Raw genomic sequence first — 14,347 nt, 5'->3', positions numbered from 1 at the left:
GTCACCGCGGTCGGCCCGCTCGTGGCGTTGATCGTGCCCCGGTCCCTGCCCTCCGATTCACGCGGGGCGGCGACCAGTTGCACCTCGCGTGGCGGCGGTACATCCCTGCGGCCGACCACCGCCGAACCTGCGCACTTGACTTCGAGAGCACTCCAGCTGATGTACTCCCTGCCGTTCAGGACATCACCGGCAGACACAGGGGGAAGCCATGTCCGACTCACCGGTCGCGCTCATCACCGGCGGTGGCAGCGGAATCGGCGCCGCGGTCGCACGGCAACTGCTGGACGCGGGACACCGGGTGGCCGTCACCGGCCGCGGTGAGCCGCGGCTGCGTGCCTTCGCCGAGGAACTCGATGACCCCGACGGGCTGCTGACCTTCGTCGGCAACGCCGCCGAGTACGCAGACGTCAAGGCCGCGGTCGACGGCACGCTGAAGGAGTTCGGGCGACTGGACACCGTCGTCGCCAACGCGGGCTTCGCCACCCATGACACCGTCGCCGGGGGAGACCCGGCCGGGTGGACCGAGATGGTGCTGACCAATGTGCTCGGCCCCGCCCTCCTCATCCGCGCCTCCATCGACGCGCTCAAGGAGACCCGCGGCCGGATCGTCCTGATCGGCAGCGTCGCCGGGTTCATCCACGGGCCCGGCAACATCTACGGGGCGACGAAGTGGGCGGTGACCGGGCTCGCCGAGAACGCCCGCCGTGAGGTGACCGAGTTCGGCGTCGGCGTCACCCTGGTCGCTCCCGGCCGCGTGGAGACCCCGTTCTGGGACGCCTACGGCAGCCTCCCGCCCGGCCACCTGCTCACCGCCGACCAGATCGCCGACTCGGTGGTGTGGGCCGTACGGCAGCCGGAGGGCGTCGACATCAACACGGTCGTCGTACGGCCGATCGGTCAGCCCGTCTGACGCACGACGGCCGACGGTGAGCCCCCTCCCGTGGAGTGGGGCCCACCGCCGGCCGAACCGCTGTGCCGTCAGCCGGCGTTGAACGTCGTGGGGTCCGGGCCGGTGCGCCGGTCCTCGTTCAGCGCGCTGATGGCCGCCAGGTCCTCGGTGTCCAGGCTGAAGTCGAAGACCTCGATGTTCTCCTTGATCCGGGACGGGGTCACGGACTTGGGGATCACGACATTGCCGAGCTGGAGGTGCCAGCGCAGCACGATCTGGGCCGGGGTGCGCCCGTGCTTCTGGGCGATGGCCACGATCGCCGGGACCTCCAGGAGGCCCTTGCCGGAACCGAGCGGTGACCAGGCCTCGGTGGCGATGCCCTGCTCCGCGTGGTACTCGCGGGCCGCGTGCTGCTGAAGATGCGGGTGCAGCTCGATCTGGTCGACGGCCGGGACGACGGACGTCTCGGCGATCAGCCGCTCCAGGTGCTCGGGCTCGAAGTTGGAGACACCGATGGCCTTGATCCGGCCGTCGGCGTGCAGCTTCTCGAACGCCTTGTAGGTGTCGACGTACAGGTCACGCGAGGGCGTCGGCCAGTGGATCAGGTACAGGTCCACGTAGTCCAGGCCGAGCTTGTCCAGCGAGGTGTCGAAGGCGCGCAGGGTCGAGTCGTAGCCCTGGTCGCTGTTCCAGAGCTTGGTGGTGACGAAGATGTCCTCACGGGCCACGTCGGAGGCCGCGATGGCCTTGCCGGTGCCCACTTCATTGCCGTAGATCGCCGCTGTGTCGATGCTGCGGTACCCGGCCTCGAGCGCCGTCGCGACCGCGCGCTCGGCCTCGTCGTCCGGCACCTGCCAGACGCCGAAACCCAGCTGGGGCATCTCGACGCCGTTGTTGAGGATGATCGGGGGGACCTTGCTGCTCACGAGCTCTTGATCCTTACGGTTGTCGTCAGGTGGTACTCCCATCGTCAACGATCACGAGCCGTGATGCATTCCTGACCGGAAAATCCGGCCGACCTCTTCAGTCCGGACCATTGACCGTCAACTGCCCTGCGACCACCCCGGATTGCGTCACTGAACGCCGTGCGTAAATGTGAACGCCGATCTGTGAGGTGATTTGCGTCATGAGCACATCCAGAAGAGCCCTGCTGGGCGCCGCTCTCGCCGGCGCGGCCGGAGTCGCCGCCGGTCTGCCCGCCGCCACGACCTCGGCGCATTCGAGACGATCGAGGACGACCGCGCCGACTCCCACCCCGCCGGACAGCCCCACATCTACGCCACCGGCAACAACTGGCGCTTCAACATGCACATGGCCGACCGGGACACCTCGACCGACCACCGGCGCCAGGAGGTCACCGGGCTGCGCACCAGCGGCAGCAGCTACCTGAAGTGGTGCAGTCCCTGCGCCGGGTGAACGGAGTACAGACCATCGAACTGAAGCTGTTCGACAGCGACACGCTCGTCGGCCGCACCGGTCTCGACCCGCTGCACGACAAATGGACCGACGTCGACTTCCAGATCAAGGTGGGCAACGGCACGGCGGGTTCGGTCCGCTGGATCCTCAAGTCCGGCGGCTCGACGGTAATCGACGCGTCGAAGAGCGGGGTCGACACCTTCCTGGCGGACCGGGTGCGCCCGAAATGGGGCATCTACCGCTCCCTGGGCGACACCTCGGGATCCCTCCAGGACACCTATCTCCTGCTGACGAACCTGCGCGGCTACCAGCTCGTGTGACGGCGGGGGCTCAGGCCCGGTACAGCGCCTCGACCTCGTCCGCGTACGCCGTCTCGATGGCCTTGCGCTTCAGCTTCAGCGACGGGGTCAGCAGCCCGTGCTCCTCGGTGAAGGGCTGCGCGAGGATACGGAAGGTGCGGATCGACTCGGCCTGCGAGACCAGGGTGTTGGCGGCCACGACCGCGCGCCGCACCTCGGTCTCCAGGTCGGCGTCGCGCACCAACTGGGCCGCGGACATCCGCGGCTTGTCGCGCATCCCCAGCCAGTGCTCGACGGCCTCCTGGTCGAGGGTGACCAGGGCGGCGATGTAGGGCCGGTCGTTGCCCACGACGATGCACTGCGAGACCAGCGGATGGTCGCGCACCCGCTCCTCGAGGACACCGGGGGAGACGCTCTTGCCGCCGGAGGTGACGAGGATCTCCTTCTTGCGGCCGGTGATGGTGAGATAGCCGTCCTCGTCGAGGGAGCCGAGGTCACCGGTGGCGAGCCAGCCGTCGTGCAGGGTCTCGTCGGTGGCCTTCTCGTTGTTGAGATAGCCCTGGAAGACATTGGCGCCGTACAGCCAGATCTCGCCGTCGTCCGCGATGTGCACGGTCATGCCGGGGATGGGCTGGCCGACCGTGCCGTAGCGGGTGCGCTCGGGCGGGTTGGCGGTCGCCGCCGCCGTGGTCTCGGTGAGGCCGTACCCCTCGTAGATGTGCACGCCGGCGCCCGCGAAGAACAGCCCCAGCTTGCGATCCATGGCCGAACCGCCGGTCATGGCCTGCTTGATACGGCCGCCCATCGCCGCCCTCATCTTGGAGTAGACGAGCTTGTCGAAGAGCTGGTGCTGCATCCGCAGCCCCGCCGACGGTCCCGGACCCAGACCCCAGGCCTTGGCCTCCATCGCGTCCGCGTACTTGACCGCCACGTCGACGGCCTTCTCGAACGGTCCGGCCTTGCCCTCCTTCTCGGCCTTGCGGCGGGAGGCGTTGAAGACCTTCTCGAAGATGTACGGCACCCCGAGGAAGAACGTCGGCTTGAACGCGGCGAGGTCCGGCAGCAGGGCGGCCGCGTTCATCTGCGGCTGGTGGCCGAAGCGGACCCGGCCGCGGATCGCGGCGACCTGCACCATCCGCCCGAAGACGTGTGCGAGCGGCAGGAACAGCAGGGTGGCCGCCTCGTCGCCCTTCTTGGAGTGGAACACCGGCTCCCAGCGCTCGATGACGGTGTCCGACTCGTACATGAAGTTGCCGTGGGTGATCACACAGCCCTTGGGGCGGCCTGTGGTGCCCGAGGTGTAGATGATCGTGGCGACCGAGTCCGGGGTGACCGCCTGCCGGTGGCGGTGCACCACCTCGTCCTCGATGGGGGCGCCCGCGTCGTACAGCTCCTGCACCGCGCCGGAGTCCAGCTGCCACAGCCGGTGCAGCTGGGGGAGCCGGTCGATGACGGTGGCGATCGTCATCGCGTGGTCCTCGTGCTCCACGATCGCGGCCGTGCACTCGGCGTCGTACAGCGCCCAGAAGCACTGCTCGGCGGAGGAGGTCGGGTAGACCGGCACCACCTGCGCACCGATCGTCCACAGCGCGAAGTCGAAGAGCGTCCACTCGTAGCGGGTGCGGGACATGATCGCGACCCGGTCGCCGAAGCGGATGCCCTGGGCGAGCAGTCCCTTGGCGAGGGCCATGACCTCGTCCCTGAACTCGGCGGACGTCACGTCCCGCCACTGTCCGTCCTCGTCCTTGCGGCCGAGGGCGAGGTGGAGGGGATCGTTCTGGGCATGCTCGAAGACGACGTCGGCCAGTCCGCCCACCGGGGGTGCCAATGCCAACGGAGGGTTGGTGAACTCGCGCAAACCCCGCTCCCCGCTCTCCCTGGCGCTCAGTGACGTTCCGCACAGCGCCGTGAAAGCTACCCCACCGAGACATCCGACGGGAGAGGGGCCGAAGCCGAGCGGTGCTCATGTATGGCCTGGTCAGTACCGGAAAATACGCTCACATGGGGAAGGGTCGGACAGAAAACCGACGGTTGAGTAAGTTTCGGAGCCCTAATCTCCACCGAATCTGTACGACCCGGTTACGACTCGCGATCTTGGTGAAACGGTTGTCCACGGGGCGCGGTCTTCTCCTCTTTCTGCGCCTGCGACCCGGAATTCGTCACTGCCGATGCAGCCGATCCCCACCCGCCAGAATCGCCGAGGCAAGCGCATCCGCCGCCCCCTGTGCGGCAGTCCGCCGCGGCCCGTGCACCAGCACGAAGTCCACCCGCCCAGCTCCGGCAGCCCGAACCGGTCAGACACCCGCACCAGACCGGGCGGCACCAGCCCCCGTGAGTGGGCCATCACCCCCAGCCCCGCCCGCGCCGCGGCGATCAGTCCGTTCAGGCTCCCGCTCGTGCAGACGATCCGCCACTCCCGGCCCTCCCGCTCCAGCGCCTCCAGAGCCAGCGCCCGGGTGATCCCCGGCGGCGGATACACGATCAGCGGCACCGCGCGATCCGCGTCCAGGCGGAGCCTCTCCGCCCCGATCCACACCAGCCGGTCGTGCCACACCAGCTCACCCCGGGGATCCTCCGGCCGCCGTTTCGCCAGTACCAGATCCAGTTTTCCGGCGGCGAGCTGCTCGTGCAGCGTCCCGGACAGCTCGACCGTCAGTTCCAGGTCGACCTCGGGATGGTCGTACCTGAAACCCTCGAGGATCTCCGGCAGCCGGGTCAGCACGAAGTCCTCCGACGCCCCGAACCGAAGCCGCCCCCGCAGCCGCGTGCCGGTGAAGAACGCCGTCGCCTGGTCGTGCACCTCCAGGATCCGGCGCGCGAAGCCGAGCATCGCCTCACCGTCCTCCGTCAGCTCCACGGAGTGGGTGTCCCGGCTGAACAGCTGCCGCCCGACGGCGTCCTCCAGGCGCCGTACGTGCTGGCTCACGGTCGACTGGCGCAGTCCGAGCCGCCGGGCGGCCTGCGTGAAGCTCAGCGTCTGCGCCACCGCCAGGAACGTACGCAACTGCGACGGTTCGTACATGAGCCAAGGTTATCGCGGAACGTGATGACAGTCAGAGTGGTATGCGGGATTCCCGATCAAGGCGTGACAGAGGACGATGGAGGGGGACCCCCTGTCCTGGGGAGGCGACAGCCATGTCCGTACCGCCGTCGAACACGAGTAAGTGGAGCACCGTGAAGCGCCTGAAGTGGCCGGCCTGGATGCCGGTCGACCCGTACATCCTGCTGCTGCTCGGCACGGTGGGCCTGGCGGCCCTCGTACCGGCACGCGGGACCGCCGCGGACGTGGCCTCGGGAGCCTCCACGGCGGCGATCGCCTTCCTCTTCTTCCTGTACGGCGCCCGCCTGTCCACCCGTGAGGCCCTGGACGGGCTCAAGCACTGGCGGCTGCACGTCACCGTCCTCGCCTGTACGTTCGTGATCTTCCCGCTCCTTGGCCTGGCCGCCCGCGGACTCGTCCCGGTCCTCCTGACGGACCCGCTCTACCAGGGCCTGCTCTTCCTCACCCTGGTCCCCTCCACCATCCAGTCCTCGATCGCCTTCACCTCGATGGCCCGCGGCAACGTGCCCGCCGCGATCTGCGCCGGCTCCTTCTCCTCCCTGGTCGGCATCGTCATCACCCCGCTCCTCGCGGCCGCCCTGCTCGGCAACAGCGGCGGCGGGTTCTCGGCCGACTCGCTCCTGAAGATCGTGCTCCAGCTGCTCGCGCCTTTCGTGGCGGGACAGTTGCTGCGCCGCTGGATCGGCGGCTTCGTCGCCCGCCACAAGAAGGTCCTCGGGCTGGTCGACCGCGGCTCGATCCTGCTGGTCGTCTACACCGCGTTCAGCGAAGGCATGGTCCAGGGCATCTGGCACCAGGTGAGCCCCCTCAGGCTGGGCGGACTGCTGATCGTCGAGGCCGTCGTGCTCGCCGTGATGCTCGCCCTGACCTGGTACGGCGCCAAGGCGCTGCGCTTCGACCGCGAGGACCGCATCGCCATCCAGTTCGCGGGCTCCAAGAAGTCCCTCGCCGCCGGACTCCCCATGGCCAGCGTCCTGTTCGGGGCGCACGCCTCGCTCGCCGTGCTGCCGCTGATGCTCTTCCACCAGATGCAGCTGATGGTGTGCGCGGTGATCGCGAAGCGCCGCTCGCACGACCCGGTCGCGGCGGAGACGGGGGAGGTCAGCGGGCCGGAGCGAGCCGCAGGGTCACGAACCGCGGTCGGTACAGCGACACGTTCCGGTTGAGCTGCGCCGAAGCGCCCGCCGCCTCCAGCCAGTTGACGTCGTAACTCAGCACCAGCCGTCCGGAGTCGCCGAGTTCGGGATGCACCTGAGGGTTGTAGGCAGCGACCTGACCTTGCGGCAGGGGAGCGGTGAAGTCCTTCGCCGGGCCGTGCCAGGGCCCGGTGGGGGAACAGGCCCAGTACGAGGTCACGGCCGCGAGCCCCTTCGTCCCGGCGGCCATGGTGAACAGCACGTACGTTCCGTCCGCCGGCCCGTCCTGCCGTACGACGGAGAAGGCGCTGCCGACCCCCTTGAGCCGCCCGTCCCCGAGCACCGGGCGCGGACGGGCGCCGGTGGTCCACGACTCGCCGTCCCAGTACTCCCAGGCGCCCGGCTCCGCGAGCCCGCCCTCCGGCACCCGGGCCACGTACGCCGACGAGGCGGACCGGGACGCGGCCTGGCCGTCGTCGCCGCCGAAGACATACGTCCACTCGCCGTCCTCGACCAGTGTGGTCCCGAACAGCACCCGCCGGGACGGGTCCTGGACCCGCTGCTCGTCGAGGACCTTCGTGATCGACTCGACACGCAGGTCGGGCAGGGAGAGCGTGGCGACCTCGGTGGCGGTGGGTACGCCGTAGATCCAGGGCGACTGCCCGGCCGTCCGCACCCACAGCAGTACGCGTACGACCTGCTCGTCGGAGCCGGGGGAGCGGGGCTCGACGCGGGCCGCGACGGGCCAGCGCCACTGGTTCGGCGCCGGGTCGGGGAACAGCGGGGCGGGAAGTGTGGTCTCCAGGCGGCCGTCGCGCATCAGCACCGCCGAGTTGCGCACCAGCGGCGCGGTGGTGTCCCGCCACGCGTACGACTCACCGAGCGGGTTGGGCGGGCCGTACACCTGGCCGAGGTAGGTGTCGGAGAACAGCCACAGCAGCCGGCCGTCCGGCAGCCGCACCGAGTGGGTGCCGTCGCCGCCGGTCCAGTCGTCGGCGCGGCCGGCGTCGTCGCCGTAGCGGGCGAACTCGGCGGTGAGCCGGTCGTCCTCGGACCAGGACCCGACGGTCTGCGGTATACAGTCTCCGCCGTCCTTCTCCCGGCCGTCGGGCAGGACGGTCACCAGCACGGCAGCGAGCACCAGCGTCAGCAACAGGCCGACGCTGGTCCCGGTCCACTGGCGCGCTCGCACGTCCTCCGGCACGGGTCGGGACGTTAGTAGGTGGGGAGCCGAGGGTCCATGGGGCGTGGGTGGGGCGCGGTGGTTCTGGTCCGTGGCGGACGAGCACAGGCCGGCCGCGGTGTCGGATGTTCGCCGCCTGTTGATCCGGATCTCCGGTACGCAGGGCTGATGACGGATAACGTTCCGTCATGACCGCACCCCTCGCGCTCGATCCCGCGCGCAGCGCCCTCGTGCTCGTCGATCTGATGGACCGGATCGTCGCGCTGCCCCTGGAGCCCCGCAAAGGCACCGAAGTCCTCGCCGCCGCCGAGGAGTTGGCGGCGGCCTTCCGCTCGGTCGGCGCACCCGTCGTGCTCGTGCGCGTCGAACGGCCCGGTGTCACCGACCAGCCACCCGGCAGCGCACTGGTGGCCGGCCTGGCCCGCGACGGCGACATCGAGATCGTCAAGCGGACCATCGGTGCCTTCCAGGGCACCGACCTGGACGCACGGCTGCGCGACCACGGCGTCACCGCGCTGGTGTTCGGCGGTATCGCCACCAACCTCGGCGTCGAGTCCACCGCCCGCGCCGCCGGTGACCTCGGCTACGACCTCGTCTTCGTCGAGGACGCCATGGCCGCCTTCACCGCCGCCGAACACGAGGCCTCGACGCGGCTCGACTTCCCGCGCCTGGGCACGGTGGTGACGGTGGATCAGGTCCGCTTCACGAGCGGCTGAACCGGAACCTCCAGGGCGATGCGTTCCTCGCCCGCGTACACGTTCATGGAGTGGCCGCGCAGGAAGCCGACCAGGGTCAGGCCGGTCTCGGTGGCGAGGTCGACGGCCAGGGAGGAGGGCGCGGAGACGGCTGCGAGGACGGGGATTCCGGCCATGACGGCTTTCTGCGCCAGTTCGAAGGAGGCCCGGCCGGAGACCAGGAGGACGGTTCGGGACAGGGGAAGGTCCCCGTTCTGCAGGGCGCGGCCGACGAGCTTGTCCACGGCGTTGTGCCGTCCGACGTCCTCGCGGATGTCGATCAGTTCGCCGTGTTCGGTGAAGAGGGCGGCGGCGTGCAGGCCCCCGGTCCGGTCGAAGACCCGTTGGGCCGCGCGGAGCCGGTCGGGGAGGCTCGCGAGGAGGTCTGGTTCGATGTGGAGCGGGGGCTTGTCGGCTATCGGCCAGCGGGTTGTCGTACGCACGGCGTCGAGGCTGGCTTTGCCGCACAGGCCGCAGGAGGAGGTCGTGTAGACGTTGCGTTCGAGCGTGATGTCGGGGATGCGCACTCCGGGGGTCGTCTTGACGTCGACCACGTTGTACGTGTTGGAGCCGTCGGCCGTGGCGCCCGCGCAGTAGACGATGTTCTGCAGATCGCTCTGCTCGGCGAGTACGCCTTCGCTGACGAGGAAGCCGGCGGCGAGGGCGAAGTCGTCGCCGGGGGTGCGCATGGTGACGGCGAGGGGTTTGCCGTTGAGGCGGATCTCCAGCGGTTCCTCGGCGACCAGTGTGTCCGGGCGGGACGAGATGGCCCCGTCGCGGATGCGGATCACCTTGCGTCGTTCCGTGACTCGTCCCATATGTGTCTCAGTCCCGGTTCTGTACGTGCTGGTAGCCGAAACGGCCCTTGATGCACAGGCTGCTGCGGGTCACCGGGCCGTCCTGTGGCGAGGTGACCTTCACGATCTCATTGTCCTGCACATGGACCGTGAGCCCGCAGCCCACTCCACAGTGCGCGCACACCGTGGTCGTACTGGTCTGTGTCGATTCGTCCCAGGTGCCCGCGGCCCGCATCTCGAACTCCGAGCGGAAGGACAACGCCCCCGTCGGGCATACGTCGATGCAGTTCCCGCAGTACACGCACGCCGAGTCGGTGAGCGGCGCGTCGTGTTCCATGGCGACGCGGGCGGCGAACCCGCGGCCGGAAACAGAGATGGCGAAAGTATGCAGTCCCTGGTTGCCGCAGACGTCCACGCACCGGCGGCAGAGGATGCACTTGCCGTGGTCGCGTACGTACAGCTCGTTGTCGACCTTGGGCGGCTCGTCGGACCGGGCCGCGTCCGGGCCGAAACGGTCCGGTCTCGCGCCGTACTCCTCGATCCACTCGGCCGCTCGCGGGGTCGTGGAGAGGTCGGCCGAGGAGGCGAGCAGTTCGAGGAGGACCTTGCGGCTGTGCCGGACGCGATCGGTGGCCGTTCCCACTTCCATGCCGGGCTCGGCCCTGCGGGAGCAGGCCGGGACGAGGCTCCCTGCCCCCGCCACCTCGACGACACACATGCGGCAGGTGCTCCTCGGGGTGAGGGTGTCGCTGTGGCACAGGGTCGGGATGTCCTTCCCGGCCGCCCGACAGGCGTCGAGGATCGTCGAGCCCTCCGGCGTGCGCACGGCCTCCCCGTCGATGATGAACTCCAGGAGCCGGCGTGGGATCCCCACCGGTACCGAGGTCATCCGTACACCCCCCAGAGGCTCGACCGCGGACTCCACGGAGTTCCACGCGCTCCGCCCGAGACCGCACAGCGAGGCGTCCCGCAGCGTGCGGCCGACCTCCGCGAGCAGGGGGCGAGGTCACCGGCCGCGGCCGCCCCCGTGCGCTCGACGATCCGGCGCAGCGCCTCCTCCTGGCGGGTGTCGGTGCCGTTGTGGTGTGCGGTGACGCCGGGGCCCCAGCACAGCTGGGCGCGCTCGGCACGGGCGTAGGCGTGGGCCAACTGCCTTATGGCGTCGGCGGGTACGCCCGTCACCCGGTCGGCGAGCGAGGGCGTCCATGGTTCGACCAGGGCCCGGTAGTCCTCGAATCCGGAGGTGGCCCGCCCGATAAACGTCTCGTTGGCGAGGCCCGCGTGGATGATCTCGCGCCCGATCGCGTGGGCCAACAGTATGTCCGTCCCGACGTCGGGACCGAGCCAGCTCTGTGCCCACGCGGCGGTGGCGGTGCGGCGCGGGTCGACGGCGTAGAGGCGGGCGCCGCCGCGGATGCCCTTCAGGAGGTGCTGGAAGAGGACCGGCTGCGCCGAGCGGGGGTCGGAGCCCCACACCACGACGACGTCGGTGTGTTCGATCTCCTCGTACGACGAGGTCCCGCCGTCCGTTCCGAGGGCCGTGGCGAGGGCGGTGGCGTTCGGGGCGTGCCGTGCCCGGTCGCAGGAGTCGATGTTGTGGGTGCCCATGACGACCCGGGCGAACTTCTGCGCCAGATAACTCGTCTCGTTGGTCGCGCGGGCGGAGGAGAACATGCCGAAGGCGCCACGGTGGCGTCTCAGACCGCGAGCCGCGCGGTCCAGGGCATCCTCCCAACTCGCCTGCCGCAAGGGCTCGTTGCGGGAGCCTCTGACGAGGGGGTGCGTGACTCGGGTATGAGGTTTCCTCATGTTGAATATTGTCTACAGTATGGGTGCAGTCGGGGCAAGGGGGTGGCAACTCCTGGCTTCGATCCTGGGAAACCGGCCGGTCCGACCGTTCGTCGCGTGCTGGATACCGCTCATCGCATACGGTCGACGCGCCGCCTTTTCAACCAGCTCATTAGTTCCTACCGTCCGGGATCATGAGTCCCCCTGTCGCACCGCCGGGCTGGAGCCGCTGGCTCGTCCCCCCGGCCGCTCTCTCGGTCCACCTCTCCATCGGCCAGGCGTATGCCTGGTCCGTGTTCAAGCCGCCGCTCGAAAACGCGCTCGGCCTCAGCGGCACCCAGAGCGCGCTGCCCTTCCAGCTCGGCATCGTCATGCTCGGTCTGTCCGCCGCGTTCGGCGGCACCCTCGTGGAGCGCAACGGGCCCCGCTGGGCGATGACCGTGGCGCTGATCTGCTTCTCGTCCGGGTTCCTGCTCTCCGCGCTGGGCGCGGCCACCGAGCAGTACTGGCTGATCGTCCTCGGCTACGGCTTCGTCGGCGGCATAGGCCTCGGCATCGGCTACATCTCCCCGGTCTCCACCCTGATCAAGTGGTTCCCGGACCGCCCCGGCATGGCCACCGGCATCGCGATCATGGGCTTCGGCGGCGGCGCCCTCATCGCCTCGCCCTGGTCCGCGCAGATGCTGGAGTCCTTCGGCTCCGAGAGTTCCGGGATCGCGCTCGCGTTCCTGGTGCACGGGCTGTCGTACGCCGTGTTCATGCTCCTCGGTGTCCTGCTGGTGCGCGTGCCGCGCAGCGAGAAGCCCGTCGAGAGCGCCCCCAGCGCCTTCGAGGGGCCCCAGGTCTCCGCGCGCAACGCCGTGCGCACACCCCAGTTCTGGTGTCTGTGGGTCGTGCTCTGTATGAACGTGACCGCGGGCATCGGCATCCTGGAGAAGGCCGCCCCCATGATCACGGACTTCTTCAAGGAGACGTCCACGCCCGTGTCCGTCTCGGCGGCCGCGGGCTTCGTCGCCCTGCTCTCGGCGGCCAACATGGCGGGCCGGATCGGCTGGTCGTCGACGTCCGACCTGATCGGGCGCAAGAACATCTACCGCGTCTATCTGGGCGTGGGCGCGGTGATGTACGGGTGCATCGCGCTGTTCGGCGACTCCTCCAAGCCGCTGTTCATCCTGTGCGCGCTGGTGATCCTGTCCTTCTACGGCGGCGGTTTCGCGACGATCCCCGCCTACCTCAAGGACCTCTTCGGCACCTACCAGGTCGGCGCCATCCACGGGCGGCTGCTCACCGCCTGGTCCACGGCCGGCGTCCTCGGGCCGCTGATCGTGAACTGGATCGCCGACCGGCAGGAGGACGCGGGCAAGAGCGGCTCGGCCCTCTACGGCCTCTCGTTCGTGATCATGATCGGGCTGCTCGTCGTCGGCTTCGTGGCCAACGAGCTGGTCCGCCCCGTCAACGCCCGTCACCACATCCCCGCACCGAGGGAGGCCGTCGATGTCGCAGCCCGACAGCAGTCAGAGTCCGCCTGACCGGCGCCCGCTGATCGCCCTCGCCTGGGTGTGGGTGGGCGCGCCGCTCGTCTACGGGCTCTACGAACTCGTACAAAAGGCGACGCAGCTGTTCACCGGGTAACTGTTCGGCAGGTGTTCGGGCGTCCGAGGGTGTGAGGGAAGCCGACAACTCGGGCGCCTGTTTCCTGTGGCCTTACGTGCCCGCGTACCCGTGAGTCACTGATCAGACTGGTGGATCCCGACACCCAAGGCAACGAGGGGGACCACCCATGAACGGCTCGCGGATTGCCGCCGTCGGTCACTACCAGCCCGCCAAGGTACTCACCAACGAGGACCTGGCGGGCCTGGTCGACACCAGCGACGAGTGGATCAGGAGCCGGGTGGGGATCCGCACCCGCCACATCGCCGGTCCCGACGAGCCGGTCGACGAGCTCGCCGCGCACGCCGCCGCCAAGGCGCTGGCCTCGGCCGGGCTCGCCCCCGCCGACATCGACCTGGTCCTGGTCGCCACCTCGACCGCCGTCGACCGGTCCCCGAACATGGCCGCCCGGGTCGCCGCCCGTCTCGGCATCCCCTCGCCCGCCGCGATGGACGTCAACGTGGTGTGCGCCGGCTTCACCCACGCGCTCGCCACCGCCGACCACACCGTCCGGGCGGGGGCGGCGACCCGGGCGCTGGTCATCGGGGCCGACAAGATGTCCGCGGTGACGGACTGGACCGACCGCACGACCTGTGTACTCGTCGGTGACGGGGCGGGCGCTGCGGTGGTCGAGGGCGCCGACGTCCCCGGTATCTCGCCCGTGCTGTGGGGATCGGTGCCCGAGATGGGGCATGCCGTGCGGATCGAGGGCGAGCCCGCGCGGTTCGCGCAGGAGGGGCAGAGCGTCTACCGCTGGGCGACCACGAAGCTTCCTCCGCTGGCCCGGCAGGCCTGCGAGCGGGCGGGGCTCACCCCTGCGGACCTCGCTGCGGTGGTGCTGCACCAGGCCAACCTGCGGATCATCGAACCCCTCGCGGAGAAGATCGGTGCGGTCAACGCCGTGGTCGCCCGAGATGTGAGCGAGTCCGGCAACACCTCGGCGGCGAGCATCCCGCTCGCCTTCTCCAAGCTGGTGGAACAGGGCGAGATCTCGACGGGGGACCCGGTGCTGCTCTTCGGGTTCGGCGGCAACCTGTCGTACGCGGGTCAGGTCGTGCGCTGTCCGTGACCTGCAGGACGCTGCCGCTGGCATACGGGTCGCCGGCCCTGGCGAACCGGTCGCTGACCCTGGGATACCGGTCGTCGTGCCTGGCATACAGGATGTGACGAGACCGACGCCCGGTTTACCTGTTCCCCCAACGCCGTAGACTGTAGACAAAACGCAATGGGCATGTCCGCCTGCCGAGGAGGGGGACCGCGATGCTGTCGACAGGACTGCCGCAGGGATCCGTGCCGAAACTCGAACGTCCCGGTCCGTTGCGGGATCGCGTATATGGGGCGTTGTTGGAGTTGATCACGACGCGTGCGTTGCAGCCGGGTCAGCATCTTGTGGA

General features: G+C 69.6%; 11 protein-coding genes and 4 pseudogenes. 8 read left to right on the top strand and 7 right to left on the bottom strand.

All coding sequences use genetic code 11. The features are described from left to right. The first annotated feature begins 208 nt into the window (after positions 1-208). Entirely contained in the window at positions 209-910 is a 702-nt protein-coding gene (locus AB0D34_RS17430; protein WP_362662379.1) for an SDR family oxidoreductase, read from the top strand. A 68-nt stretch (positions 911-978) separates the two neighbouring features. On the opposite strand, the gene AB0D34_RS17425 is transcribed toward AB0D34_RS17430, so the two are convergent. After that, positions 979-1,815, bottom strand: a complete 837-nt coding sequence (locus tag AB0D34_RS17425; RefSeq protein ID WP_362662377.1) for an aldo/keto reductase — start codon at positions 1,813-1,815, stop codon at positions 979-981. A 200-nt stretch (positions 1,816-2,015) separates the two neighbouring features. On the opposite strand from AB0D34_RS17425, the pseudogene AB0D34_RS17420 reads away from it, so the two are divergent. Next, a pseudogene (locus tag AB0D34_RS17420) lies at positions 2,016-2,625 on the top strand (Tat pathway signal sequence domain protein). A 10-nt stretch (positions 2,626-2,635) separates the two neighbouring features. Here the strand turns inward: AB0D34_RS17420 and AB0D34_RS17415 are convergent. Together AB0D34_RS17415 and AB0D34_RS17410 are read right to left on the bottom strand one after the other, a co-directional pair. Continuing rightward, positions 2,636-4,462 carry an AMP-binding protein gene (locus AB0D34_RS17415; RefSeq protein ID WP_362662375.1) on the bottom strand — a complete coding sequence of 609 codons (1,827 nt, stop codon included), beginning with the start codon at positions 4,460-4,462 and terminating at the stop codon, positions 2,636-2,638. A 301-nt stretch (positions 4,463-4,763) separates the two neighbouring features. After that, a pseudogene (locus AB0D34_RS17410) lies at positions 4,764-5,626 on the bottom strand (LysR substrate-binding domain-containing protein). A gap of 179 nt (positions 5,627-5,805) precedes the next feature. Between AB0D34_RS17410 and AB0D34_RS17405 the strand changes: the two are divergent. Beyond that, a complete protein-coding gene (locus AB0D34_RS17405) occupies positions 5,806-6,831 on the top strand; it encodes a bile acid:sodium symporter family protein (RefSeq protein WP_362662961.1) in 1,026 nt (341 codons plus the stop codon). Here AB0D34_RS17405 and AB0D34_RS17400 read toward each other — a convergent pair. Continuing rightward, a complete protein-coding gene (locus AB0D34_RS17400) occupies positions 6,767-8,005 on the bottom strand; it encodes a DUF4185 domain-containing protein (RefSeq protein ID WP_362662374.1) in 1,239 nt (412 codons plus the stop codon). The two genes, AB0D34_RS17405 and AB0D34_RS17400, sit on opposite strands and share 65 nt — an antisense overlap. 167 nt (positions 8,006-8,172) lie before the next feature. Between AB0D34_RS17400 and AB0D34_RS17395 the strand changes: the two genes are divergently transcribed. Then, positions 8,173-8,700 (top strand): isochorismatase family protein, encoded by a 528-nt coding sequence (locus AB0D34_RS17395; protein ID WP_362662372.1) that lies wholly within the window; start codon positions 8,173-8,175, stop codon positions 8,698-8,700. Here the strand turns inward: AB0D34_RS17395 and fdhD are convergent. The 3 genes and pseudogenes from fdhD to AB0D34_RS17380 all read right to left on the bottom strand — a co-directional run. Then, positions 8,676-9,536, bottom strand: a complete 861-nt coding sequence (gene fdhD, locus AB0D34_RS17390) for a formate dehydrogenase accessory sulfurtransferase FdhD (protein ID WP_362662370.1) — start codon at positions 9,534-9,536, stop codon at positions 8,676-8,678. The genes AB0D34_RS17395 and fdhD overlap by 25 nt on opposite strands. A 7-nt stretch (positions 9,537-9,543) precedes the next feature. Beyond that, a complete protein-coding gene (locus AB0D34_RS17385; protein WP_362662368.1) occupies positions 9,544-10,404 on the bottom strand; it encodes a 2Fe-2S iron-sulfur cluster-binding protein in 861 nt (286 codons plus the stop codon). 179 nt (positions 10,405-10,583) lie between these two features. Next, positions 10,584-11,324: pseudogene (locus tag AB0D34_RS17380) on the bottom strand (molybdopterin-dependent oxidoreductase); the annotation flags it as partial. Positions 11,325-11,497: 173 nt separating this feature from the next. Here AB0D34_RS17380 and AB0D34_RS17375 point away from each other — a divergent pair. The 4 genes and pseudogenes from AB0D34_RS17375 to AB0D34_RS17360 form a co-directional block, all read left to right on the top strand. Further along, entirely contained in the window at positions 11,498-12,832 is a 1,335-nt protein-coding gene (locus AB0D34_RS17375) for an OFA family MFS transporter (RefSeq protein WP_362662366.1), read from the top strand. Next, entirely contained in the window at positions 12,798-12,935 is a 138-nt protein-coding gene (locus AB0D34_RS17370) for a hypothetical protein (protein WP_362662364.1), read from the top strand. Before AB0D34_RS17375 ends, AB0D34_RS17370 begins: the two co-directional genes overlap by 35 nt. Positions 12,936-13,083: 148 nt before the next feature. Beyond that, positions 13,084-14,022, top strand: a complete 939-nt coding sequence (locus tag AB0D34_RS17365; protein ID WP_362662362.1) for a beta-ketoacyl-ACP synthase III — start codon at positions 13,084-13,086, stop codon at positions 14,020-14,022. Positions 14,023-14,213: 191 nt separating this feature from the next. Continuing rightward, a pseudogene (locus AB0D34_RS17360) lies at positions 14,214-14,347 on the top strand (GntR family transcriptional regulator); the annotation flags it as partial.

Origin of the sequence: Streptomyces sp. NPDC048420, assembly GCF_040651535.1 — a bacterium.
Taxonomy (GTDB): domain Bacteria; phylum Actinomycetota; class Actinomycetes; order Streptomycetales; family Streptomycetaceae; genus Streptomyces.
The sequence above is the reverse complement of the archived record's forward strand: the minus strand, read 5'-3'. Positions and strand labels throughout refer to the sequence as shown.

What these genes read in the sequence shown, in the direction of transcription:
- AB0D34_RS17430 (WP_362662379.1), top strand. Translation starts at nt 209, where the DNA reads ATGTCCGACTCACCGGTCGCGCTCATCACCGGCGGTGGCAGCGGAATC.
- AB0D34_RS17405 (WP_362662961.1), top strand. Translation starts at nt 5,806, where the DNA reads ATGCCGGTCGACCCGTACATCCTGCTGCTGCTCGGCACGGTGGGCCTG.
- AB0D34_RS17395 (WP_362662372.1), top strand. Translation starts at nt 8,173, where the DNA reads ATGACCGCACCCCTCGCGCTCGATCCCGCGCGCAGCGCCCTCGTGCTC.
- fdhD (WP_362662370.1), bottom strand. Translation starts at nt 9,536, where the DNA reads ATGGGACGAGTCACGGAACGACGCAAGGTGATCCGCATCCGCGACGGG.
- AB0D34_RS17385 (WP_362662368.1), bottom strand. Translation starts at nt 10,404, where the DNA reads ATGACCTCGGTACCGGTGGGGATCCCACGCCGGCTCCTGGAGTTCATC.
- AB0D34_RS17375 (WP_362662366.1), top strand. Translation starts at nt 11,498, where the DNA reads ATGAGTCCCCCTGTCGCACCGCCGGGCTGGAGCCGCTGGCTCGTCCCC.
- AB0D34_RS17370 (WP_362662364.1), top strand. Translation starts at nt 12,798, where the DNA reads ATGTCGCAGCCCGACAGCAGTCAGAGTCCGCCTGACCGGCGCCCGCTG.
- AB0D34_RS17365 (WP_362662362.1), top strand. Translation starts at nt 13,084, where the DNA reads ATGAACGGCTCGCGGATTGCCGCCGTCGGTCACTACCAGCCCGCCAAG.